The sequence below is a fragment of the Corynebacterium vitaeruminis DSM 20294 genome, from assembly GCF_000550805.1.
In the GTDB taxonomy this organism is placed as follows: domain Bacteria; phylum Actinomycetota; class Actinomycetes; order Mycobacteriales; family Mycobacteriaceae; genus Corynebacterium; species Corynebacterium vitaeruminis.
Genome location: NZ_CP004353.1, coordinates 895,779 through 919,122 on the forward strand (window position 1 = coordinate 895,779; position 23,344 = coordinate 919,122).

The following is a 23,344-nucleotide window of genomic DNA, read 5'->3' on the forward strand; positions in this document are numbered from 1 at the left end:
TGAGACAGGTAACTTTCTTCCCAGGCGGAGGAAGTGACCCACATTGCAACGGTGGTGCCTGGTTGCGAAAAGTCTAACCCCAGCGATGCACCTGGTCGCTTCCCCCCACGCAAGTTTGTTTTGAGTAACGCAATCGGCTGCAGCTTTCGCCGCCGGGGCTATCACCCCGGGAAAGCCTGGCCACGACAGATCTTTTAAAAGAAAGGGAGGATCTGAAATGACTAGTAGCGTGCAACAGCAGCAACGTCGTGAGCCCACCGCTCAAGAGTTCCGCGAGATGCAGGTAAGCCCTGAGTTCGTCGACCTCAAGAAGACGTTCCGCTCCTTTACCTTCCCCATGTCCGTCGCATTCTTCGTGTGGTACTTGGTCTACGTGCTCATGGCCACCTACATGCCGGACCTGATGGGCAAGCCGGTCTTCGGCTCCGTCAACGTCGGAGTGATCTTCGGTATCGCGCAGTTCGTGACTACCTTCCTGATCACCTGGATCTACATCAAGTACGCCAACAAGAACATCGAGCCGCGCGCCGCCGCGATTCGCCAGAAGATGGAAGGCTAAGGAGGGAACCCCATGTCGCTTTCGTACCTCGCAGAGGGCGCCGGAAACACCGGCAACCCGATTCTCAACATCTCGGTCTTCGCCATCTTCATCGTGGCCACCATGACCGTGGTGCTCCGTGCAGGCAAGACCAGCAAGGAAGCCTCCGACTTCTACACCGGTGGCGGTACCTTCTCCGGCCGTCAGAACGGCCTAGCCATCGCAGGTGACTACCTGTCGGCCGCATCCTTCCTCGGCATCGTCGGCGCCATCGCGCTGTCCGGCTACGACGGATTCCTCTACTCCATCGGCTTCTTCGTGGCGTGGCTCGTGGCCCTGCTGCTGGTCGCCGAGCCGCTGCGTAACGTCGGCCGCTTCACCATGGCGGACGTGCTCTCCTTCCGCCTGAAGCAGAAGCCGGTCCGCGTGGCCGCCGCCTTCGGCACCATCTTCGTGACGCTGTTCTACCTCATCGCCCAGATGGCTGGCGCTGGCTCCCTGGTCTCCGTGCTGCTCGACCTGCACGACAAGACCTCGCAGTCGATCGTCGTCGCGGTCGTCGGTGTCATCATGATCATCTACGTCCTAGTCGGCGGCATGAAGGGCACCACCTACGTCCAGATGATCAAGGCCGTCCTTCTGGTCGGCGGCGTGGTCATCATGACCATCCTCGTGTTCGTCATGGTCAAGGGCGGTCTCACCACCCTCTTCGACAAGGCGGTTGACACCCACGCGGCGTCTCAGTACTTGGCCTCCAAGCACTACGAGGCCTCTCAGATCCTCGAGCCGGGCCTGAAGTACGGCAAGGACGCCACCAGCAAGCTCGACTTCATCTCCCTGGGTATCGCCCTGGTTCTCGGTACCGCTGGTCTGCCGCACGTGCTCATGCGCTTCTACACGGTTCCGACCGCCAAGGAAGCACGTCGCTCCGTCACCTGGGCCATCGTCCTCATCGGTTCCTTCTACCTCATGACCCTGGTCCTCGGCTTCGGCGCCGCAGCCCTGGTCGGCCCGGACCGCATCAACGCCGCACCGGGTAAGGCTAACGCCGCTGCTCCGCTACTCGCCCTCGAGCTAGGTGGCTCCATCTTCATGGCCGCCATCTCCGCAGTCGCCTTCGCCACCGTCCTCGCCGTGGTCGCGGGCCTCGCGATTACCGCTTCTGCCTCTGTCGCCCACGACATTTACGACGCGGTCCTCCGCGACGGCAAGTCCACCGAGGAGGAGCAGGTTCGCGTCTCCCGCATCACGGTTATCGTCATCGGCGTCGTGGCCATCATCCTCGGCATCCTGGCAATGGACCAGAACGTCGCCTTCCTGGTCTCCCTGGCCTTCGCGATCGCTGCGTCCGCCAACCTGCCGACCATCCTCTACTCCCTGTACTGGAAGCGCTTCAACACCACCGGTGCCGTCGCCTCCATGTACACCGGCCTGATCGCCGCCCTGGTGCTCATCTTCTTCTCCCCGGCCGTGTCTGGCACCGCCACCTCGATGATCCCTGGCGCCGACTTCGCCTGGTTCCCGCTGTCCAGCCCGGGCATCGTCTCCATCCCGCTGGCCTTCATCGCAGGCTACCTCGGCACCGTCTTCGGCAAGCCGGACAACCTGGATGACCTGCAGGCCGAGATGGAGGTCCGCTCCCTCACCGGCGTCGGAGTCGAGGCTCCGGTCGACCACTAGTAAGTCCGCTCACCGCGGTGGCCCAGCCGCCGCCTAACCGGTAGCCCGATGTTGAGTAATCAGCATCGGGCGTTACTATTATCCGCATGACTGATGGTGGTTTCCGACCCACTGTCCACGGCCCGCGCCGTTTCGAGGCGCCCCTGAAGGTCGTGGCTATTTTTCTGCCCCTGGTGGCGCTCATCGCGCTGCCAGTCGTCGCTGGCGACAGCAACACTTCCGCTTCCCGCTTGTCGACGCCTACGGCTCAGGCCGATACCTCCGACGCGGAGGAAATCCAGCTCATCACCGACACCGCACCCGAGCTCGAAAAGCAGACGATCAACCCCGCGCCCAACCAGCTCACCTACGTCAACCTGGGCACCGGCGATCACATCGGCACGGTCTCTGAGCGCTTCTCCCGGCCGGCGCTCAGCCTGGCCAAGCTCTACATCGCCGACTACGTCTTCGACCACGGCAACCAGTCGCAGAAGAACGCGGCCATCGAGATGATCGAGGAATCCTCGGACCGGCAGGCCGACGAGCTCTTCGACGACTTCCCGGACTGCATCACGGACACGGCGGAGAAGTACAACCTCCAGTCCACCTTCACCTACGGGCGCTGGGGCTACTCCTACACCTCGACCTTCGACATCGTCAGCTTCCTCACGCAGCTTCTGCGCGCGGACCCCAATTCCGAGATCCTGGAGGCGATGAAGGACGCCGCCAGCACCGCCGAGGACGGGACGAAGCAGGACTTCGGCACCGACCGCCTGGCCGGGGTGGAGGGCTCGAAGTGGGGCTGGTCCGACGACAACACCCTGCACTCCTCGGTGAGTTTCGGCACCGACGGTGACGGCAACACCTTCGTGGCCGCGGCAATGATCACCGGGTCGGACACCGAGCTGACGGAGTACACGAAGACCCAGCTCGGCGACGTGGTGGGGATGGCCTCGTCGAGGAAGCTGCCGTTCTTCAAGGTGATGGGCCAATAGAGGCATAAAAAAATCAGCCCGCCGGGGTTATGAACTGGACCCGAGGGCTGATTTTTTGTGCTGATTAGGTCAGCGCCTGTGCGATGCGCACGGCAGCGTTGATCTGCTCCTGGCTCGGCATCGGGATGCTCGAGACTTCGCTCGGGAGGTAGGAAGAGATCTGCTGGAGCTGGGACGCGTCCACGCCGCCCGTCGCGGCCTGGCTGGTGGGGACCGTGGCGGACGCCGCGGGCGCGGAGGCAGCCGGTGCGGCCTGGCCCGGGGTCCACTGGCCCCAGTCGGAGGCGTAGACGTGGTTGACGTCGACGGTGACGCCGTCGATAATCTCCTGCAGGCCCGCCTTCTGGTGGATGGTGGTGCTCGGGTGGATCTGGCCGTTGGAGCCCCAGTCGTGCTGCCAGAAGAAGGAGCCGAGGCCGTCCTGGATGCACCAGTCGATGGTGTTGTAGTTGCCGTAGACGCCCATGCTGTAGCCGGCGGCGGACAGCGCGACGTTGAAGCCCTGGAGGTAGGGCTTGATGAGGCGGGTGTACTGCTCCTTGGTCGGGTCGTCGTCGATGGCGACGTAGATCGGACGGCCGGTGGGGCCACCCGCCGCGACGTGGAGGGCGATGGCCTCGGCAGCGTGGGCCGCGGCGCCCGCGGCGCCGCCCTTCCAGTCGGCGGTGTCCTCCTTGCCGTACTGGTAGATGGAGGCGACCGACAGCCCGGCGGCGGCGTCGGCGGTGGTCTCCGCCAGGGTGACCGGCTTGCCGAGCATCCAGGAGGCGCGAGCCTTGGACACGTAGCGCACGGCGCCCATGTGGCCGGCGGCCTTGATAGCGGAGGCGGACGGGACTCCGGCGGAGAAGTCGATGACGGTGCCGAGGATGGCACCGAGTGCCTGGGCGCGAGGGATGGCCACGGTGGACATCAGTGCGCCGCCGCCCAGTGCCAGCGCGGATGCCTGCAGGAAGCGGCGTCGATTGAGGGTAGTCAAGTGTCTTACCAAACCATTCTTTAGGGTACGAGGACACATGCGACGCTCGAGCGCTTGTCAACGGCTCACCCGCACCCGCTTATGCGAAATCACGGTCACTGTTAACAATTTTCACTAAGGTCACAGTTGAACCAAGCGTAACACCTTGAACCTGGTTTTTCGACCCCTTCGCAAGAAGCGTGCACAAGAAAACGCCCGGAGCGGGTGCTCGCGGGCGTGAGACGAATGCGATCAGGACTCGGACGTGGCGGGGGACTGGGCCTCCGGCTCCTGCTCGTCGACCGCCTTCGCGGTCGAGACCGCCGCGGCGGGCTTGAGCAGGCTCGCCAAAAGCGGGAAGAGCAGAACGGTGGCAGCGCCCGCCGCGACGAGTACGGAGGCGTAGTCGCTGCTGAGGATCTTGGACGTCGTGGCCACCTCGGTGACCGCCACGATGATCGGCAGCGCGGTGGCCGAGTACAGGCTCAGCTGGGCGCGCTCGCGCCAGTCACCGAGGCCGGAGCCGGTGTCCATGAGCTGCTCGCGCAGGAAGATCGGAAGCCCCCGGGTGACGTAGATGAGCGGGACAAGCAGGACCAGCAGCCACGGGTGCTCGGAGACCGAGGCCGGGTTGATGCCCATGCCCGAGCACACGAAGAACACGGGGATGAGCAGGCCGTAGCCGACCACGTCGAGGCGCTGCTCCATCGCGGTGCGGTACTTGACCGGGATGAGCTGGCGGAGGATGAAGCCCGCGGCGAAGGCGCCGAGGACGACGTCGAGCTCGAACACCGCGGCCACCGCCATGAGGATGGACAGCATGGTGAGGACCATGCGCAGGATGGTCTGGTTGGTGGATCCCGCCCCGTCGATCATGGCCTTGCCCATCCACGGCACGAGGTAGCGCACCGTCTTCGGCAGCACCGCCACGACGAGCGCGATGACGGCGAAGGCGAGTAGGACGGCGGCGGTCAGCCAGGTGGCGCGGGTGGACAGCAGCAGCGCCATGGCCAGGATCGGAGCGATCTCGCCGATGGCGCCGTGGATCATGAGCGAGGTGCCCACCTTCGTCTCCAGCATGCCCTGCTGCTTCATGATGGGCATGAGTGTTCCCACGGCGGTGGAGGTGACCGCGATGGCGAGCACGATCGCGGTGGGGGTGTCCTCGAAGCCGAGCAGGGCGAAGGCGCCGACGAAGCTCAGGACCATGCAGATGAGCCAGGTGGACACGCCCAGGCGGCCCTGGCGACCGCGCAGCGTATCCGGATCGATCTCGTAGCCCGCGAGCAGGAAGAGCATGCCCAGCCCCAGCTCCTTGACGAGGGCCACGCCGCCCTCCTGGGTGGCCAGCCCGAGCGCGTGCGGCCCGATGAGCACGCCGAACGCGATGAGCAGGACCACCGCGGGGATCCGCTTGCCCGTCGCATAGGAGATGATCGGCGAGATCAGCGCCGCGCACATGATCCACGCGAACGAGGCGAGAAGGTCCGCGTCGGTCGTGGCCGCGGCGAGGACCTGAACGGAGTCGGAGGATGAAGGCATGGGCTTAATGATATAACTGCCGGATAGGCGGGCCGCTCATCGGCGTAGCGCGCCCTAGACCTCGCCCTTCGTGGGGTCGAAGCGGTAGCTGTGGCTGAAGTAGATACGGCGCTGCGCGTTTCCCTTCGGAGGGGCGCCGTCGCTCAGCGCGGTCGCGCCGCCCTTGGATGCCACGGTGACGACCTTCTCCAGAGGGCCGGAGGCGAACCAGACGCGCCACAGGTAGGCGAAGCCGAAGGCGATGCCCAGCTGGATCGCGGCCTGCAGCCAGTACCTCTCGCTTGTCGACTCGGCGTCCTCGAGGAAGCCCAGGCCGATGATGTGGGCCAGGTACAGGGTCAGCGTCATCGATCCGACCATCGCCAGCGGGCGGAGCACCGGGAGCAGGAAGCGGGTCGCAAGCGACAGGGCGCCGATGGCGATGCACGCTAGACCCGCCGCCTGGATGGTGGACACCGGGGTGTTCATGTGCGGGCCGTTGGAGAAGAGCCAGATCGGGGAGCTCGTGTAGACCTCTTGCTCCGAGGCGCCGAAGACCAGGTACTCGTTGATGGTTTCCCGTCCGTTCTCGGGCGCGCCGCCAACGGCGTCGAGAAGCAACTTATGGGTGGGCAGCCAGCGCATGAACAGCTGCGCAACAACGTAGGAGGAGACGGTGGCGACGACGCCGCTTAAGAGGATTCCCCACTGCACCCGGCTGGTGTGCAGCGCCATGCGGCCCAGCGCCATACCGAGGAGCGTGAACGCGAGCCACACGGCCATGGGGTAGGTGCCTACGAAGAGGTAGTTCACCAAGGTGCCCACTGGATCGTGCGCGAGCTCCACGAAGCCCGCGTTCTCCATCGCGGTGAAGCCGCCGAACTTCTGCACGACGAAGCTGAGCATGGGCGCGAACACCGCGACGCCGAGAGACAGGAACAGCAGGCTGCGGATCCGCATCCCGATGAACGGCAGCGTCATGAGGAACATGAGGGCGTAGTAAGGCAGGATGTTCTCCGCGGCGGGAGCCAGCAGCGTATTCACCGCGAGCCCGATGACCAGCAACAAGAGCGAGCGGACGACGATCGACTTCTTCGACCAGCTCAGGCGACTTCGGATGAAGGGCTTCGAGCCGCCGGTCATGAACGCCAGGCTCACGCCGGCCAGGACGGCGAACAACGGGGCGGACTTGCCCGAGAACAGCAGCCACGACCACGTCTGGGAGCCGTCCTCATTGTCCATGGGGAAGGTGTGCACGAGGATCATGCCGATGAGGGCGAATCCGCGGGCGATATCGATGCCCTCGACGCGGTTCCTTCCCAGCTTGTTGGCGCCAGCCAGGTGGCTGGCGACGGGGGTGGCGTGCGGCCGCACTCGCGAGCGGGCGGCCCGGCCCACCACCGAGGCCTCCTGCTCGGACGGGTGCCCGCGCCAGACCTGCCGCGCCCTGCGGGGGCCTGGCAGCGGATGGGTTCCATGAGGGAGGTAGCCCTCGGTGAGGTTGGACGTTGAATCCGTGACGTGCGGGTTAGACATGAGAGGGATCCTTCACGAGTTGAACGGGGTTTCCCGACCAGCGGGTATCGGAGGGGAGGGTTTCTTGGCGCATGATGAGCGAGCCCGGGCCCACAACGGTGCGGGCGCCGATCGTCGCGCCGGGGAGGATGAAGCTGTTGGCACCCAGGGTGGAGCCCTCCTCGAGACGCACGTGCTCGAGGCTCATGACGCGGTCATGGAACAGGTGCGTCTGGAGCACGGTGCCGCGGTTGACGGTGACGTTGTCATCGAGCTGGATGAGGTCGAACTCCGGCAGCCACCAGGTCTCGCACCAGACGTTCTTGCCGACCTTCGTGCCCATGAGCCGGAGCCACAGGTTGAACATCGGGGTGCCCAGGCTCATGCGGATGAGACTCGGCACGGCGAGCATCTCGGCGAAGGCGTCGGAAAGCTCGCCGAGCCAGACGAACTTGGAAAACAGCGGGTGCTGGCTGGCCTTGAACCGGCCAACGAGGAGCCACTTCACGACGATCGGGATGGAGGCTGCGACGATGCCTGCCGCCAGCACTACCGGTCCGGACCACAACAGTGCACCGAGCAGGCCGCTCAGGCCACGCCCATAGACTAAGTAGGCCACGGCAAGGCTGTACACAATGGCGAGGTCGAGCCACGCCGTGATCATGAACGGGATAAGCCGACAGAACTCCACGAACGCGCGGGCCACCTTGAGCCGCATCGGCGGTTGGTAGGTGGCCTCCGCCGAGGCGTCGACGCGCTGGCGCGGGATCTCCCGCGGCGGACGACCGATCCAGCTCGAACCCGGCTCGGATCGCGAGGGGAGAGAAGACAAGACGGCGACGAGCGAATCCGAGGCCATGTCGCGGTCGGGTCCGACGATGCCGGAGTTGCCGACAAAGCTTCGCTTACCGATGACCGAGCTGCCGATGTGCAGCCATCCGCAGCGGTACCGCGTCGCGGAGATCATCGAGTGGTCCGCCATGAACGAACCCTCCTCGAAGCTGGTGAGGTGGGGGATCGTCTCGACTGTGGAGATCTCCACGTTCTTCTCTACGCGGGCACCGAACAGCCGCAGCACGTAGGGAGTGATGGAAGAAGCGTAGACGATATAAGTGGACGTGATCGAGCGCTGCATGAGGATATGGGCGAGATACATCATCACGCCCACTGCGCTGCGTTGCGGGTAATAGCCGGGCCGAACGTAGATGGAGAGCACGCGGAGGGTGAGCGCGACCAGCGAGATCCAGGTGATCATGGTGACGATGACGAAGACCGGTACCCACATCGCGAAGATCGGGAAGACGCGCTCGAACCGCTGCATCCGGTGCACCTGGGGCAGGATGAAGATGAGCACTGGGGTGACCGCAAGCACCGATAGCAAAGGCAGCCATAGTTGTGCGATGGCGTGGCCTAGCCAATTGCCAAACCTGGACAGGTGCTTTACCTCTGCGGACTCGTATGGGTCCTGCACCGGCCACGACCCGCCAGCTGCGTCGATGGCAACCAGCGGAGAGCCAGCCCAGACGACGTCGCCGCCGACCATTCCCTGCGCACTCGCACCGGGCATGATCTCTGCTCCCGCGCCGATGTGGGTGCCGGGGTGAACAAAGACACGGGTTCCCACGCGCACGTTTTCTTCGACAATTATTTCGCCCACGATAAAGCGGTCGCCTTCGATGATGTGGCCTTGGAGGTCGGCTTCGTGCCCAGTGCTCGTGTTGTCGCCGATCGTGACGAGGCCGGTCACGCATGGGGTGTGGAACAGCGTGGTGTTCTTGCCGATCTTGTTGCCCAACAACCGGTGGAGCAGGACCGCCTGCGGTGAGCCGAAGACGTAGTCGACGCGCTGGATCTCGAGAAAACGCTCCGCAGCCCACACGCGAACGTGATTGAACCCACCTCGGCGATACACCCCCGGCTTGACCCGGAAGCAGAGGATGCGGGCCACGATGACGATGAGCAGACACCGCCCCCTGGTGGAGAACACCAACAGCCACGCGATGGCGACGGGCCAGAATGGGGGTGTGTCCATCCAGTGGGTGTTAAAGAATGTCACCAGAGCCCAGACGACAGAGACCGTGCCGACAACGTAGCGAAGCGAGTTGTAGGCGTAGAACCCGATGATGCTAAGGAATTGGAACGCCCGTGCCCACAGGGGCTGCTTGCGGAAGGGCTGAGGCTTCGGCATCTTATGGGAAGTCTCAGCTGGCGACAGTTCGTCTAGGTAGGCCGCGATCCCGCCGATAGTTGGATCCTCGTAGATGCGTGCGATCTCGACGCCGGGGTACCTCTGACGAAGCGAGGAAACGAGCCTGGCCACGGCGACGGAGGTGCCGCCCAAATCCACGAAGTGGCTGTCCATCGTCAGCGGGACGGGGCCAAGGAGTGAGACCCACAGCTCCGCCAGCCAGCCCAGCTCGTCGGGGAGGTCGTGCTCGCCGTCGCCTCCTGCGGGCAGAGGCCACGGCAATGCCTTGCGGTCGACCTTGCCCGAGGTCTTCATCGGCATGTCCTCGACCACATGCAGCAACGGCGCCCCGCCACGCAGGTTGTGTGTGAGGCGCTCCCGGGCCGCGGACAGATCGATGGTGTGGCCCGGTTCTGGGAGGAGATAGCCGATCAGCAGCTTGGTTCCTGCGTCGGTCTGATGCACGGCCGCCGCACCCACCTGAACGTGTGGCAGCGCAGTGAGGTGGGCATCGACCTCTCCCAGTTCAAGGCGTACGCCGTTGATCTTGATCTGGTCGTCGGCGCGGCCAGCAAAGATGAGTCCTTCGCGCTCGGCCCGAACGAGATCACCGGTACGGTAGGCGCGCTGCCAGCCGAGGCTTTCGAGGGGGGCGTACTTCTCTGCGTCCTTCTCAGGGTCGAGGTAGCGGCCCAGTCCAATTCCCCCGATGACCAGCTCGCCGGTCTCGCCCCACTTGACCGGTTGCTCGTTTTCGTCGATGACGGCGAGCGACCAGCCGTCTATGGGGCGGCCGATGCGCATCGGGGGAGTGGCCGTGGCAAGGTAGGCGGTCGCGATGACCGTGGCCTCGGTCGGACCGTAGGTGTTCCAGACCTCGCGTCCCTCGAGCTCGTACTTCTCCACGAGATCGAGGGGGCAGGCCTCGCCGCCCATGATGAGCAGGCGCACCTTCGTCAGCGACTCCACTGGCCAGAAGGATGCCAGCGTAGGCACGGTAGATACGGCAGTGATGGCGTTGTCGACGATCCACTGACCGAGCTCCTCGCCGGAGCGCACGACGTCGCGCGGTGCGGCCACGAGCGCGGCACCGTGACGCCATGCCAGCCACATTTCCTCGCAGGAGGCGTCGAAGGAAACCGAGAGCCCGGCGAGTACGCGATCGCCGGGACCGAGAGGAGCCTGTGACAAATAGAGCCGGGCCTCCACATCGACCAGCGCTGCGGCGCTTCGGTGAGTGATGGCCACTCCCTTGGGCTTGCCGGTGGAACCGGACGTGAAGATGATCCATGCGTCATCATCCGGGGTGGGGCGAGCAGGAGTGGCATGGGCGCTTTCGTTCAAGACGGTAATGGCCAGGCCCTCGCCGATGACTGCGTCGACGGACGCCTCCTCCCAGACGGTAGTCGCGCGCGAGTCGGGATCGTCCCAGTCCACCGGGACATAGGCGGCACCGGAGACGATGGTGGCGAGGATGGCGATGTAGAGGTCGGTGGTGCCGGAGGGCACCCGAATTCCGATCCTGCTTCCGTGGCCGACGCCCAGCTCTCCCAAACGCTCCGACAGTGCGGAAACCCGGAGCGCTGCCTCGCGGTAGGTCAGCGCTTCCCTGCTGTCCACGAGAGCGGCATCATGCGGGTACGCTGCCGCGGTGGACTCGAAGATATCAACCAGCGTGCGGGTGGCAGGGGCTGGTTGGGTTCCAAAAATTGCTAAAGATTCGTGATCGTGCGGGGCATCCGGGAGGGATTCCATTCGAGATTTCCTACTCGTCTTACAAATGAAGAGACAAGCCTTTTCTCAGTGGCTTCTCATGAGAAGACTATTGGTAATCAATCGAATATGGAAACTCTTTTCGTGTAGATATCCCCTTGGCGGCGGAAGTGTGCAGGAAAATGGGGGCGTACGGGGGTAATTTTAGGAGGCGTGCATATCTAATTTAGGAACGGAAAATGGGGGTCCATGGGGGGTGAACATTAGTTTAACTAGGCGTTAAAAGCAGCCTTCTTGATGTGGGAGCGGGTTTGGATGTGTCCGAATGCCAATCAATTCAGAAACTGATCGAGCAGTGACAGCTCGGGCAAATCAAAGTGATTCTTGCCTTCGATGAGCTGTAGGTCCACTTGCTTGAATCCAAGTTCCTTAAATTTATATGAGCCCTTGGTGGCGGCGGATTTCGCATCAAAGGTGGATTCGGGGTCGGTGCCGTCGTCCTCGATGCCCGTGGCCCACACGAGCTTCAGGTTCTCCTTTTGCTCGTCGGTGGCGGAGGTTTCCTGGTCGCTGTTAGCCCCTCCGCCGCCCATCATCAGCGCTCCTCGCCCGGCGAGGGTGGGCTCTTCTGGGATGAGGCCGTAGGAAAGAAGCTCGGCACCACCCGAGTAGCCCGTCCACCACTTGTCGCTCGGGTCGAGGTCAAATGAGTAGTTGATTGCTTGGTCGACGGATTTGAGAAAGCTGATGCTACGCGGGATGTTTTCCCACCAAGTCACCTCGCCGCGATGGTCCGGGGAGAGGGGGACGACGAGGATCTTGTTCTCTGCGGCGGCGAGCGCCGCGGAGCAGGCGATCACCCCGCCCGGCTCGTAGTATTCCTCGGCGCCATCCCCGTGGAGCCGATAAACGATGCCGACTGGGCGCGAGGTGTCGATGCCGCGCGCATAGACGTTGTAATAGCTGGCGGACCTGCCCGTTCCCGCCTGCTGCCTCAAACTTACGCCGGCGACCGGTTCTGAGGTGGGGTCGGAGGGGTCGGTGTAGATCGAGGTGACGCGGACTCGCTCGTCGTTCGCGTCGAGCCCTAGCCCAGAACAATCGATGTAGTCTGACTCGTTGTGCCGAATGGCCGCCGCCACGATCATCGTCCCGGCGAGTATTGCCACGGCCGAAATACCCAGGATGAGGGGGAGCAGACGCCGGTTACGAAGAATTGCCAATGAGCGACGCGGGGAGTGGGGTGCCATAGCGGTCACGACCTTGCCTGGTGTCGGGGCGATGGGGCGCGAGGAGGCTATCCTTGTCCCGTCCGGAACCTTGGACATTGTGAATGGACAACCTCATTCAATAAGAATGTAACAGGTTTAACCTGGTTTTGTGGCGGGGCTTTCGCAGGGCTGAAGGTCAGCGGTAGGTTGTCCGTTGCATTCGCTTGTCGACGCCTACGGCACGGTACCCCAAACCGGATATGTAATTTCCGTTTTGCTAGGGTGGGGGCCATGGGACTGCGAAAAGATGCCGAGGAAAACCGCCAACGGCTGCTGCAAGCGGGCAAAGAAATCTTCGCCGAACGCGGGCTCGGTGCAACCCTTAACGATGTTGCCAAACACGCGGGCGTGGGGGTGGGAACCGCCTACCGGCGATTTGCCAACAAGCAGGAGCTTTTCGACGCGATCCTTGACGACCAGGTTGACGAGGTCGAGACCATCCTTCGCGATGCCATCGCCATCCCCGATGCTGACGAAGCTCTGCGCCACTATCTGGAAGAAAACCTCAAGCTCCAGGTTCGTGACAAAGCGATGGCGCAGATGTTCGCCGGGAAGTACGCTTCCCAGGCCTTCCTTGACGCCAGCCGCGACCGCGTCGCACCGCTGGTCAACGATCTCGCACAAAAGGCCGTCGACGTGGGCGCCGTCCCGCCCCACGTGGTGGGTACCGACCTTATCTTTATCCAGGTCGGCATCCTCGCCATCGCCGAGATCACCGAGCCCGAATACCCGGGCCTGTACACGCGCTACGCGGAGATGGCGCTGGCGGGGCTCAAAGCAGCGAGTCCGGCCCACGGACCCATTGACACCGAGCAGACCCACCGGCTCATGCGAGGGCTGAAAGAATAGCAGTCTAGGACGCCGGGGTGATCGGCTGAACCGAGAGGTAGTCGACCTCGCCCGCGCACCCCTGCAGGCCGGGGACCGCGACAAAGAGGCTGTCGGTGTTCTCCGGCGGGTAGACGCGCAGGCCATCGGCGGACTGCGGCTGGCACTGTGCTTGGTCGAACAGTCCGACGTTGGTGATCTTCATGGAGGCACGGGCCTGCGCGCCGGGCTGCAGCGTTACTGTCGCTGCCTCGATGCCGGTCTCGCGCGTTGCCGCGGGGCCGAGCTGGGTGCCGTCATTGCCCGTAACGGCGGAGACGCCGGGGAAACCGGCAAGCGTGCAGCCCTCGCCGGAGATATTGGTGAACACGAGGTCGGCGAGTCTCGATCCGGCCGCACCTTGCTCGTTTGCGAGCTCGACCTTCAGCTGCGAGGTGGCGCAGGCGCCCGCGGGAAGGCTGTTCGAGGCGGTCGACTCGGTGGGGGAGATTGTCGCAGGCGTAGCAGGGGAGGAAGGGGCTATGCTCGTAGCGATCGTGGCTTGGCTGGGCTGGGTCGAGGCTGGCGCGTTGTCTTCCTGAGCGCCGGTGGAACACGCGGCGAGGCAGAGCAGGATGCCGCTCGACAGTATCAGGCGCGATTTGGTCATGATTTCCAGGTTAGTGGCATGAGTCGGTCGGCGGCCGAGGACGCAACGCGGGAGAGCGTGGAAAGCCGCCGGATAGCATCTGACGCCGCAAGCCGGAAAGCAGAGAATAGGCGCCCAAAGTGCAAACGGCCGACCCGTACCTGCTGTACCGTTACGCGCGACTCTTTTAAGACTCGGAATCAACGCCGTGATTGTGCAAGGGGTGTTTTCGAGGGAACACGCAAGGATGCGGCCGAGGTGTGTGGGGTCAGATCTCGCCTGCATTTAATTGGGCCAAGGAGGTTGCGGAAGAGGCTTCTCGCAGCCCGCGTTTTGTTTCCATAAGATAGATCGTTGGCTATGACCAGCTCATGGAGGTTTTGCTATCGAAGACGGGATCTAACTGCGGTCAGCTTTCCCCTTTGCCGAGGTTTGGCTAGAGGCTATCAAACGTCTGCTACTGGGTCGGTATACGTCGATTCCTCAGCACCCGATCGCGGATTGAAGACTAGGGAATCGGCCTTGAAGGTGGCCAGCAACCCAGAGCCCAGAGCTGTAGAAAAGGCCCGACCGATGCCGCTGATCTTGTCATGGGAGACTCGGTCGGAGCGCATGACCTGTACCGGCTATCCGGCTGCACCGGTGAGTACGTCGCTGGTGCCCCACACATCCGGCCGCCCACCTATTGACGCGTCTCGATGTCCGGCTTCGCGCGCCTGAGCTGGGTGCTCTCAGTGACACTGAACCTCAAGGGTGCTCGTTGACGGAAATGTGCGATTACGGGTTCATTGGATACCCTGTTGGGGCCGGCGCAGGAGGGTGAAGGCGAGCTGATTGGAGACATAGAGTGTGGTGAGGCTGACGGGGCGAAGGGGCGGGTCTATCGGACCGCCCCTGCCCCTAGTCGCCGGAGTGTAGGTCGAGGTAAGCTTGGCCTGGCACGGGGTGGATGGCGCGGAACTCTGGAGACGTAAGTTCGGGTGCTACTCGGTCGAGGTAGCACTCCACCTGCGACCTGCTGCGCACCAGCCGCTCGATGGTCTCATCGAGACGATCTCGCTCGGTCACTAGCAGGCCAGCTATCTCAGGATCGTCGTGATGGGGCATCTGCGCGTCGGGGCCGTGCACGTAAGGCAGCATCGAGCGCACTACCCGAGTCGGGATGCCGCTCTCGACGAGCACGCGGATCTGACGGACCGTCTGGATGGTCGACTCGTCATAGTCGCGGTAGTTGCTGACCGTGCGGCTTGGTTCGAGGAGGCCCTGTTCCTCGTAGTAGCGCAGCTGGCGGGTCGTAGTGCCGGTCCTGCGGGCCAGTTCACCTATCTTCATGGTGTTTCCTTTCGGTCGTGGGACCGGACACAAGCGCGGCGGCTCCGTCCCCGCCTACATCAATCGTCGAGGGAGGCGTCCTCAGGGATAATCATAGGCACGCACTCGACGACCACGCTTCGGCCTCCTACCGCTTTCGCCACCTGGTCTGCGACATCGCGCCCCCGGGTGAAGACACTGAGAAGTGTGTCAGTTGCCCCGCTGACCTGGGGAACCCCGTCTAAGTGCAGGATGTCGACGGCGCCGATGCGCCAGTCATCTGGGACCTTGTTCGGATCGCCGCCTAAGACGAGAAGACGAGTCCTGCCGCGAATGCCAGGGCGCGCGTGGTCGACGGATGTGACCAAAACGGAGAATCCGTTTTCAACGTCGAACATGAACTTCTCATCCTCGGCGAGGGGCTTGGCGGTTTCTTCTCTCCAAGCGGCTTCTTCGCCCTGTTCATCGGTGAAGAATAGCTCGGCGAAGCCACGGACGTCGTCCCACACGAAGTCGGGATCCACGGGACGGTTTTGGCGATATCCGACGATGCCTTTGATCGGCATCACCAACTCGCCGTGCTGGTTGGCCCAGTGTTCTTGGAAGGCCTCGGTTGACTCGAAGGCCCCGGTACGGGGCTTAAGGAATGCAATTCGATGGCGAAGGGACATGGCTTACTCCTATCAAGATTGTTAGTGGGTGAGTCGCTCGTCGGGTGGAGTGACGATGTTGACTGGGGTAACGAGGTAGGTGTCAGCGCCCTCAGCCTCTCCTCCGAGAGCGTCCTTGACGGCGATCGCGTCTATCTCGCTGGTGGTCCACACGCTCAACACGTGACGCGACCCGCTTTGTGGCTCTGGCTGGTCAAGGTGCAAGACGCTGATCCGAGAGGCCAGCTCCCGAGGCACGTTCTCGAGGCGTCCAGTGAGCGACATGACGCGCGACGCGGTGCGGGGACCGTCGAGCTCGACCTGTTCATCGACCAATGCCGAGAAGGTGGCCTGCTCCACCATGAATGAGTGCTCGTGCTGCCGGATCACCTTGGATTGGTGCGAGTCGAAGGCCTCCTGTTCCAGTTCGGCCGTTTCGTAGAACAGTTCAGCGATCCCGTCATAGCGGCCATGCCCCCACTGGGCGGGCACTGGGCGGTTCTGGCGGTATCCCTCGAGGTTCACCGTCGGGACTAGCAAGTGCGAGTGGACCATATTCCAGTCGAGGTGAAAGTTCTCGTAGCTGACGTCGGGTTTCTTGGTGATAAAAACGATGCGCTGATGCATCGGTATTCTCCTTGGGGCTATGGGCGGTTAGTGGTTGATCGGGTCGGCGCCAGCTGGGAAAAGAGGCACTACGTATTCGGCGAGTTCGTCGAGTACCTCGGCGATGGGACGGGTCGACTGTTTGAAGTTGATCATCAGTTGGTCGACACCGGCATCTTGCCAGCCGTTCATGAGCTCCACTAGCGCTTCACGCCCTACGCGGAAACCCTGATGGATGGGGCTCGCCGCCTCATGCGGGTCTTCGGACAGATCGAGATAGGTAGCCTGGTTGAACGGCTTCCAGCCGGGTTCGCCTTTGTCTGCGGTGAGTCGGCGCCAACGCTTGATGTTCAGCTGCTGCTGTTCGAGCGGCAGGGTGTAAAACAGCCACCCGTCTCCGTTCTCTGCGATCCACTCGACGCTCTGCCGCGAGGTGCCAGTGATGAAGACTGGAACGCGCTGGTGGGTCGGCTTTGGCAGTAGGTCGGCGCCATGCAGAGTACCGAAGGGTGACCGGATTTCCGGGAAGTTCTCCCCTAGGGCAGTGGTGAGATAATCCAATGACTCGCGGAACAACTCGCCACGCTGATCATGACGGCGGCCGTATGCGGGGAATTCCACAGGACGGTCGCCGCTAGCCACGCCTAAGGTGAATCGGCCGCCGGAAAGTTGGTCGACGCTTGAGGCCGCCTTAGCGATATCCAGCGGGTGACGAAGTGGTAGGACGGAGCTTGCTGTGCCCAATGCGATGTGGTCGGTGACGGCGGCCAAGTAGCCGAGGTAAAGTGAAGGTATCGAATACCTGGCCAGTGTCTCCAAACGACGGGTCCAGCAAGGGCACGTCGCGCACCCAGTACTGGCTGAAGCCAGCCTGCTCCAGAGTGTGGACGAGTCCAGTATGTCCCGCCATCGTGGGGACAGGGCCGGCGAAGCCCTCCAGTGGCGCTATCGCGCCCAGCGTCATGCCATCGGTCTGGTAGGCCCGGGCTAGAGCCGGATGGTTCTCCATGCTCAGACCGGCTCGGCCAAGTAGATCAGGTTTCTCATTTCTTGTCATGGCCATGATGCTATACCTTTACGTTAGCGTAAAGGTCAAGCTTTTAGAATGACCTGGGGTTTTGGAGGATGTTTAGGCTCGTTGGGGCGTAGATCCCGTCATGTTCTCGGTGCGGGAGTCGAGTCGATGTCATTGGCAGTAAAGGAACAAGGCGCCTCGCAATCCCGCTCCTCACCGACAATTAGATCTCATGCGTCAGGGTGTAGCAGGCGCATCTACGCTGCAGTTTTGTGCGAGAAAGACGACTCAACAGGTGCTAAATGATTAGCGCCTGAGCAGGAAGAAGGGAGCCATTCCGCGCTCAATATCCCGGCTGCTTGGTACGTTTCTTGTCCCCTTCTTCATCCCAACCCACGTCCAGCGCATGAAGATATGGCCCGTGCGAAGTCGACAAAACCAGCACAGAAAGTAGAACTAGCCTCGGCAAGGGTTCTCCAAAAGACATCTTCGCTAGCATCCGGTGGGAACTGGAGCCTAGAGGCAAACAATCAAACAGCAACGCCGCAAGGCAAGAACACTGTTCCTGCCTCACGGCGTCACGGTCAACCATGTCGCGACGGATAGTGTCAACTATGTCCCGACTGATGACAAAGACCACTCTTTCAAAACTCCCCAACCACCCCATTCGCAGCCGCGCTACACCAGCCTTTCCTCGCCCTCCGCCCCAGCTTTCCTCTTGATCCGCTCGTACCGCGCACCAGCAGCCCTTGCATTGCAGCTAGTTAGTGCTTTCTGTTCTTGCCGCTACCCGGGAGTCCGCCTGAAACCGTTCGAATACTTCTCCCACTCCAACCAACTGGATAATCCCGTTCCAGCTTCTTGTTGATCCGGGCTGGGCTCGTTGTGCTCTTCTTTGCTGCGTCGGACTTCTTCTCATTGGGGGCAGGGCGCGCCTTCTTCTTTTTCTTCGGCTCGATCTGATCTGCGCTGAGACTAATGACGTTGAAGTCATAGTAAAAGTGATTATTGCATAGAGATCGACTGCCTTTAGCCGTGTGCGAATTCATAACGCGGCGCTTGACGTTGACTCGAACCACTCGGCCACATTTTGGGCAGGTCACTTGCCCATTGATGACGTCGAGAAAAATGTACTCGGCTTTGTGAGAGCCCATTGAAGCTACTTTCAAAGATTCTTGACCGCAAGGGTTCGACGTAGGCCACACGATGAGTGAAAGAGTCGCTGCGTCCCGAGTTTTCCACGGTCGAGCGCACAACCACTTGACTCACTAGTAAATAACCTCATCACCGCTGAGCAGTAGAAAAGCGTTGTCACGAATGATGCTAGCGGCAACGTCTTCTTAGACCACGTTTGTCCTGTTCGTTGATAGGGGTGCTTCAACTTTCTCCCTTTCAAGACTCCCCTCACCACCAAACCACCGCCCCTCGAACCATACGGTCCGAGGGGCGAAAAATGTGGCTAGCTGTGAGCGACGTTAGTCCTCCTTGCGACGCAGCGCGAAGGTTACAAGCCCTGCGAGAATCAGTGCGACAGCTGCACCCATGAGTCTGAGGACAGAGAACTTCCTCAAACGTGAGGCACGTACGCTAGAGGCCCTAACCGAACCTTGAAAGTTCTTCGGGGCTGCCTGGTAACCTTGTGCGCTACGTTGAGAATGGAAGGCGGCAACTGATAGCTGCGACTGAGAAAGAAAGAACTGAGGTCATGTCTACGGCACTAGTTAGCCGCAATATTCGCTATGCGATCTCTCGATTTAACCCTTACGTCTCGCAAGTTGATGCTTTTGGATGCTTTTACCGATACGAATTTGATCACCCAGACGGAGTGATGGCTGGCGACGTACAGAATAATCCTGGGGTCTTTACCACGTATGGCATTTTTGAAGCCTTCGACAATCATATTGATTGGTCGGACCCGTCCCAATCGCAGCGTGGTCTTCGCGCCTTGTCCGCTTTTATTCGGGCAACCTACTGCGATTGTCCGACCGACGCTGAAATCCTAGAAAGACTACACCGCGAACTGAAGGTGGCGTGCGTTGAAGACGGATTTACATGGGATTCGAGTACGGGGCACATTGTGGTTAACCGTGGTGTCGCCTTGGATGAATTTGACCTCAGCGGCGTCACCACGATTGAAGGAATCCTTGATCTTATGAAGAAGATCAATAGGGCGACTACTCGTGACAAAGACAATGCCGAGGTAATCGGGTTCTCCAAGAATCTCATGGAGGCGATGGCGGACGCGGTGCCGCGGGAACGAGGGTGGCAGGAGGACGAGGTTCGTGGTCTGAAGTATCAGGACAGGTGCAGTGCCGTGATGAAAGAACTTGGGATCACCGAACAGTCAGCAGGAAAAGGCGCGGTCGCTCTGGGAATCGGCTTCGTAAGAAAGGGTCTGAACAAAGTCGTGGAAGGTATTGGCGAAATGCGCCGTGATGACACAAACGAGGGACATGGAATGGCCAATCTCAAGTTCGTTTCTGATGCTGACGCCGAATTTGCCCTTCGTTCTGCAGTTAATTGGTGTCATTTTATTTTGGAGACTCACCGGGAGAGCTCCATGGTCTGCCCCTTTTAGATACTTTGTCTCCTTCTGAACAGTGGAGGGTGCATTGTGTCAGCGGCGGTTGAAATGTAGCCCAGTTTCGACGGTTGAAATGTAGCCCAGTTTTTGTGTGTGGTTAGTTTATCTGGTGTTCTCGCTCGGCGGCGATCGAGGGGAGTATGTCTTCATGTCCTGTGATGCGGAAGCTGTTTCCTTTGTGGGTGAAGATTTCCGCGTGGTGGACTATTCGGTCAATCATTGCCGCTGCGATAGTCGCGTCACCGAAGCATTCACCCCACCTGGAAAACGGCAGGTTAGATGTCATGATGAGCGAGGCTTTCTCGTATCTGGTCGACACTAGCTGGAAGAACAGGTTGGCGGCTTCGGCTTCTATGGGGATGTAGCCCACCTCGTCGACGATGATGAGGTCATAACGGCCCAGCTTGGCTAAGAGTTTCGGCAGACTACCTGTGGAGTGGGCGTGGGTGAGTTGCTGCACCCAGCCGGCTGCGGTATCGAACAGGACTCGGTGGCCGTGCCGTGCAGCGATGACCCCTAGCCCGATGGCCAGGTGGGTTTTCCCTGTCCCGGGTGGGCCGAGGAAGATGACATTGCAGCCTTGAGCAATCCACGCAGATGTCTCCAACCGGGCGATTTTGGCCCGGTCGATGGCTGGCTGAACCATAAAGTCAAAGTCTTCAATAGTCTTGATGTGGGGAAAGCCTGCACGCTTAATCCGTGCCTGCGCCCCTGATGCCTGACGGGCTGAAGCCTCAACAGACAAGACAGCGGCTAGGTACTCTTCATAGGTCCACCCACCGTCACGGGCTTGTTCGGCCGTGTCATGGTAGGTGCTGCGGATGCGTGGGGCTTTGAGCACTGTGGCGATGTGGGCTAGCTCGGCATCGATTTGCTTGTAATTGATGGCGCTCATGCCGAGTACTCCTGCCAGCCGGTCAGTCGGTCATAGACGTTTAAGTCCGCCGTTTCTACGACAATGTCTCCTAGACGCGGTGTGGGTTGTGCAAGCTGTTGGCGCATCTGTTTCGCCAACCTCTGATGCTGCGGGTCGGTGACCGTGTGGTTTTTGCCCCACACCCTTTCGTGGTCGGCAACAATCAACCCGGTGCCATCGGTAACTAGTACCCGATCCAGTTGTACAAAGATGGTGACAATCTTGCCGATGGCTGAAGGCGATACCGAGTACCGATTAGCATCCACAGACACGTAGTAGTTCCTCGGTAACCGTACCTGCCTGGTCAAACCGGTCTGCGGTGGATACGGGGGAAGCGGATTCATAGCAGCCTTGTCGACTACCCATCGGTCTACCGGGCGTTGCGCCAAGCTGGCGTGCACACGAGTGTTCGCAATCGTGTCAATCCACCCATCAAGCTGTGCTTGCGCGTCCTGATGATCGGCAAAGTGCCGGCCGGGGAAAAACGATGTTTTCAGGTACTCGTTGTGGCGTTCGACAATGCCTTTCGTTTCCGGATCCCTCGGCGGGGCTTGTTTGATGCGCACACCCAACGTGCCGGAAAACCCGACGACCTGATCGACGAGGCGTTTCTGGCCGATGCCGGATTCGTGATCCCACAACAGTTGCTTGGGTACTACGCCAAAACGTTGCTGAAGCAACAGCCACATCCCAGACACCAGATCACCGGTTGTCCTAGTGGGAAGAACACACGCGGCCATGAACCTGGAATACGATGCCACCATCACCAACACCGGGAACACCCCCGCGTGACCGTGCGTATCGGGGATACCGTCATCGGGGAACATGAGGTCACATTGAATCTGCACACCTGGCTTATGGTCGAGGGTATCGACTGGGTCGTGGGGGAGATACTCGGGGCGAATTCGCCGGATGTTTTCCCTAAACCACGACATCGAGCCCTGCCAGGCGACGCGCTGTGCGATAACCGTGGCTTTCATATCAGGGACCTCGTCGAGCAAGGCCCTAACGTCCAGTTCCACCTCGTCAAACGCGGTCTTTTGTGGAGCTCGTTTCGAATACGACGCAGGTGTGTTGCTGGCTAAGGCCCGCTCTACCGTCTTTTTCGCGCAGCCGACTGTTGCTGCGATCTTGCGAATCGACATGCCATCTTTGCGCAAAATCCTGATCTGCGCCCAATCATCCATGGAAATCACCCATCCAATTCTTCTCGGATGGGCTACTTTTCCACCGTCATTCTTGGACTACTTTTCCACCGTCACTGACAGCATTGATCTTCGGTGCATTCTTGCCATCGTAATCGACTGGGGTTGGCGCAACCTGCGGTCGAGAGAACCGAAACCCAAGTGGGCCTCGTGATAACGAGCTCCATCGGGCCGTTGGCCACTTTGTAATATTTAGAGCATGGATATTGGATCGCTGGCGGTTTGGGCTCCATCGATGGTCGGCTGGGTCTTCGCTGGAGTCGGCTGGATCTTTGAACGGAGAGCTTCGAAAAGAGCCGACGAACTTTCGGAGCGACTTGTCGCGGTGAATAGTGAACTAGCGGAAGCCACAAAGCAGATAGCCGCGCTGCAGCAAGATGAAGCAAACCTATTCAAATGGGAGATTTCGTGGGACACGGCGGCTCTCTACCGCCTGACAAACAAATCGAAACGGGAGGCAAAAGAAGTCACTTTTAGCTCTAAAGCCCTTGCAAGTTCAAATTCGGTCACAAGCGAGTCCATGAAGCCGGGGGATTCACTGACTTTCCATTACGCGCCAGACATGAATTCAGATCCCAACTCCTCGCTGACGTGGGCAAATCAGGCAGGAAAAGTGTACGGACGAATCGTGCAGATTAAGCCCAAAGGAACGATCACCCTTGAGGAGTAAGAATCCTACTACCCAGCCCACCCAACATCCTCGTGAAACTGCCGACGAAACGTCATCAGCCACGCCCCATCGGGCTTCGGACGATACTTCTCAAAGCTGCGGAGCTCCTGAATACCAGCCGCAGCGCAGATCGCCGTATCGGGAATGAAATCGTTCAGCAGCCCGACGATCCAGGTCACGCGAAGCCTACGCTGCGTGGGGCGCAAACGTCCGCCTGAGTATCCTCGCAGCGTCTTGAGCGCTACACCATCGGTCGAGCGATCCTTGACCTTCGGACGCAGCACATAATCATTCTTGTTGTTACTTCGGTACTCCTCTAGGTGAAGTGCATCGAATTCACGCATGGGCACGAGTCTGCCCGCGACATGAATGACCGTGCCGAGACTATTAGTCTCGCTCGGGTGTCGCAAACGGCGGGTACACGGCGGTGTTTGTGGTCTGATTTAAGTAGGTCAGATTAGCTCGCGAAGAATGCCGTTTCGGTGTAGTTGGTAGGGGTATTCCGCGTAGTTGGTAGGGAGTTTCCGACTAGGTGGTAGGGGCCTTCTTTTCCGGTCATTGTATAGGTGGCGT

Annotated in this window: 19 protein-coding genes; 6 read left to right on the plus strand and 13 right to left on the minus strand. The window is 61.0% G+C overall.

Annotated elements, in window-relative coordinates; translation table 11 throughout:
* Nucleotides 1–217 precede the first annotated feature (217 nt).
* The 3 genes from B843_RS04215 (at nt 218) to B843_RS04225 (ending at nt 3,192) form a co-directional block, all read left to right on the plus strand.
* A complete protein-coding gene (locus tag B843_RS04215; RefSeq protein ID WP_025252274.1) occupies nt 218–559 on the plus strand; it encodes a DUF485 domain-containing protein in 342 nt (113 codons plus the stop codon).
* A 12-nt stretch (nt 560–571) separates the two neighbouring features.
* A complete protein-coding gene (locus B843_RS04220; RefSeq protein ID WP_025252275.1) occupies nt 572–2,218 on the plus strand; it encodes a solute symporter family protein in 1,647 nt (548 codons plus the stop codon).
* Between the two features lie 86 nt (nt 2,219–2,304).
* Nucleotides 2,305–3,192 (plus strand): hypothetical protein, encoded by an 888-nt coding sequence (locus B843_RS04225; RefSeq protein ID WP_025252276.1) that lies wholly within the window; start codon nt 2,305–2,307, stop codon nt 3,190–3,192.
* 64 nt (nt 3,193–3,256) lie between these two features.
* Here the strand turns inward: B843_RS04225 and B843_RS04230 are convergent, their stop codons facing one another.
* The 5 genes from B843_RS04230 to B843_RS04250 form a co-directional block, all read right to left on the minus strand.
* Entirely contained in the window at nt 3,257–4,105 is an 849-nt protein-coding gene (locus tag B843_RS04230) for a DUF1906 domain-containing protein (protein ID WP_404825230.1), read from the minus strand.
* A 297-nt stretch (nt 4,106–4,402) separates the two neighbouring features.
* On the minus strand, nt 4,403–5,692 hold the full coding sequence (locus tag B843_RS04235; RefSeq protein WP_025252278.1) for a cation:proton antiporter: 1,290 nt from the start codon (nt 5,690–5,692) through the stop codon (nt 4,403–4,405).
* 54 nt (nt 5,693–5,746) lie between these two features.
* Entirely contained in the window at nt 5,747–7,207 is a 1,461-nt protein-coding gene (locus tag B843_RS04240) for a DUF418 domain-containing protein (protein WP_025252279.1), read from the minus strand.
* A complete protein-coding gene (locus tag B843_RS04245) occupies nt 7,200–11,129 on the minus strand; it encodes a Pls/PosA family non-ribosomal peptide synthetase (RefSeq protein WP_038595270.1) in 3,930 nt (1,309 codons plus the stop codon). The genes B843_RS04240 and B843_RS04245 overlap by 8 nt, the downstream gene beginning before the upstream one ends.
* Nucleotides 11,130–11,419: 290 nt before the next feature.
* Nucleotides 11,420–12,256 (minus strand): hypothetical protein, encoded by an 837-nt coding sequence (locus B843_RS04250; protein WP_155895100.1) that lies wholly within the window; start codon nt 12,254–12,256, stop codon nt 11,420–11,422.
* A gap of 333 nt (nt 12,257–12,589) precedes the next feature.
* Between B843_RS04250 and B843_RS04255 the strand changes: the two genes are divergently transcribed.
* The gene (locus B843_RS04255; RefSeq protein WP_025252282.1) at nt 12,590–13,207 is read left to right on the plus strand and encodes a TetR/AcrR family transcriptional regulator; all 618 of its coding nucleotides are present in this window, start codon (nt 12,590–12,592) and stop codon (nt 13,205–13,207) included.
* A 4-nt stretch (nt 13,208–13,211) separates the two neighbouring features.
* On the opposite strand, the gene B843_RS04260 is transcribed toward B843_RS04255, so the two are convergent.
* The 5 genes from B843_RS04260 to B843_RS04280 form a co-directional block, all read right to left on the minus strand.
* Nucleotides 13,212–13,835 (minus strand): DUF4232 domain-containing protein, encoded by a 624-nt coding sequence (locus B843_RS04260; RefSeq protein ID WP_025252283.1) that lies wholly within the window; start codon nt 13,833–13,835, stop codon nt 13,212–13,214.
* Between the two features lie 879 nt (nt 13,836–14,714).
* Complete coding sequence (locus B843_RS04265) at nt 14,715–15,146, minus strand: MerR family transcriptional regulator (RefSeq protein WP_025252284.1); 432 nt, start codon at nt 15,144–15,146, stop codon at nt 14,715–14,717.
* A gap of 59 nt (nt 15,147–15,205) precedes the next feature.
* Nucleotides 15,206–15,796 carry an EthD domain-containing protein gene (locus B843_RS04270; RefSeq protein WP_025252285.1) on the minus strand — a complete coding sequence of 197 codons (591 nt, stop codon included), beginning with the start codon at nt 15,794–15,796 and terminating at the stop codon, nt 15,206–15,208.
* Nucleotides 15,797–15,817: 21 nt separating this feature from the next.
* Nucleotides 15,818–16,402 carry an EthD domain-containing protein gene (locus B843_RS04275; protein WP_025252286.1) on the minus strand — a complete coding sequence of 195 codons (585 nt, stop codon included), beginning with the start codon at nt 16,400–16,402 and terminating at the stop codon, nt 15,818–15,820.
* 27 nt (nt 16,403–16,429) lie between these two features.
* Nucleotides 16,430–17,152 (minus strand): LLM class flavin-dependent oxidoreductase, encoded by a 723-nt coding sequence (locus tag B843_RS04280; RefSeq protein WP_210766198.1) that lies wholly within the window; start codon nt 17,150–17,152, stop codon nt 16,430–16,432.
* Nucleotides 17,153–19,101: 1,949 nt separating this feature from the next.
* On the opposite strand from B843_RS04280, the gene B843_RS04285 reads away from it, so the two are divergent.
* Nucleotides 19,102–19,974, plus strand: coding sequence for an abortive infection family protein (locus tag B843_RS04285; RefSeq protein ID WP_025252287.1), 873 nt, complete (start codon nt 19,102–19,104; stop codon nt 19,972–19,974).
* A gap of 103 nt (nt 19,975–20,077) precedes the next feature.
* Here the strand turns inward: B843_RS04285 and istB are convergent, their stop codons facing one another.
* Both istB and istA read right to left on the minus strand, forming a co-directional pair.
* Nucleotides 20,078–20,875, minus strand: coding sequence for an IS21-like element helper ATPase IstB (istB, locus tag B843_RS04290; protein WP_025252288.1), 798 nt, complete (start codon nt 20,873–20,875; stop codon nt 20,078–20,080).
* A complete protein-coding gene (istA, locus tag B843_RS04295) occupies nt 20,872–22,083 on the minus strand; it encodes an IS21 family transposase (RefSeq protein WP_081751627.1) in 1,212 nt (403 codons plus the stop codon). The genes istB and istA overlap by 4 nt, the downstream gene beginning before the upstream one ends.
* 217 nt (nt 22,084–22,300) lie before the next feature.
* Between istA and B843_RS13775 the strand changes: the two genes are divergently transcribed.
* The gene (locus B843_RS13775) at nt 22,301–22,771 is read left to right on the plus strand and encodes a hypothetical protein (protein ID WP_155895101.1); all 471 of its coding nucleotides are present in this window, start codon (nt 22,301–22,303) and stop codon (nt 22,769–22,771) included.
* Between the two features lie 8 nt (nt 22,772–22,779).
* Here B843_RS13775 and B843_RS04300 read toward each other — a convergent pair whose 3' ends face one another.
* A complete protein-coding gene (locus B843_RS04300) occupies nt 22,780–23,115 on the minus strand; it encodes a hypothetical protein (protein ID WP_155895102.1) in 336 nt (111 codons plus the stop codon).
* Nucleotides 23,116–23,344: the final 229 nt, after the last annotated feature.

Bases quoted from the DNA above. Each gene is read 5' to 3' on its own strand.
- B843_RS04215 (WP_025252274.1), top strand. From the start codon at position 218: ATGACTAGTAGCGTGCAACAGCAGCAACGTCGTGAGCCCACCGCTCAA.
- B843_RS04220 (WP_025252275.1), top strand. From the start codon at position 572: ATGTCGCTTTCGTACCTCGCAGAGGGCGCCGGAAACACCGGCAACCCG.
- B843_RS04225 (WP_025252276.1), top strand. From the start codon at position 2,305: ATGACTGATGGTGGTTTCCGACCCACTGTCCACGGCCCGCGCCGTTTC.
- B843_RS04230 (WP_404825230.1), bottom strand. From the start codon at position 4,105: ATGTCCACCGTGGCCATCCCTCGCGCCCAGGCACTCGGTGCCATCCTC.
- B843_RS04235 (WP_025252278.1), bottom strand. From the start codon at position 5,692: ATGCCTTCATCCTCCGACTCCGTTCAGGTCCTCGCCGCGGCCACGACC.
- B843_RS04240 (WP_025252279.1), bottom strand. From the start codon at position 7,207: ATGTCTAACCCGCACGTCACGGATTCAACGTCCAACCTCACCGAGGGC.
- B843_RS04245 (WP_038595270.1), bottom strand. From the start codon at position 11,129: ATGGAATCCCTCCCGGATGCCCCGCACGATCACGAATCTTTAGCAATT.
- B843_RS04255 (WP_025252282.1), top strand. From the start codon at position 12,590: ATGGGACTGCGAAAAGATGCCGAGGAAAACCGCCAACGGCTGCTGCAA.
- B843_RS04260 (WP_025252283.1), bottom strand. From the start codon at position 13,835: ATGACCAAATCGCGCCTGATACTGTCGAGCGGCATCCTGCTCTGCCTC.
- B843_RS04265 (WP_025252284.1), bottom strand. From the start codon at position 15,146: ATGAAGATAGGTGAACTGGCCCGCAGGACCGGCACTACGACCCGCCAG.
- B843_RS04270 (WP_025252285.1), bottom strand. From the start codon at position 15,796: ATGTCCCTTCGCCATCGAATTGCATTCCTTAAGCCCCGTACCGGGGCC.
- B843_RS04275 (WP_025252286.1), bottom strand. From the start codon at position 16,402: ATGCATCAGCGCATCGTTTTTATCACCAAGAAACCCGACGTCAGCTAC.
- B843_RS04285 (WP_025252287.1), top strand. From the start codon at position 19,102: ATGTCTACGGCACTAGTTAGCCGCAATATTCGCTATGCGATCTCTCGA.
- istB (WP_025252288.1), bottom strand. From the start codon at position 20,875: ATGAGCGCCATCAATTACAAGCAAATCGATGCCGAGCTAGCCCACATC.
- istA (WP_081751627.1), bottom strand. From the start codon at position 22,083: ATGGATGATTGGGCGCAGATCAGGATTTTGCGCAAAGATGGCATGTCG.
- B843_RS13775 (WP_155895101.1), top strand. From the start codon at position 22,301: ATGGATATTGGATCGCTGGCGGTTTGGGCTCCATCGATGGTCGGCTGG.
- B843_RS04300 (WP_155895102.1), bottom strand. From the start codon at position 23,115: ATGCGTGAATTCGATGCACTTCACCTAGAGGAGTACCGAAGTAACAAC.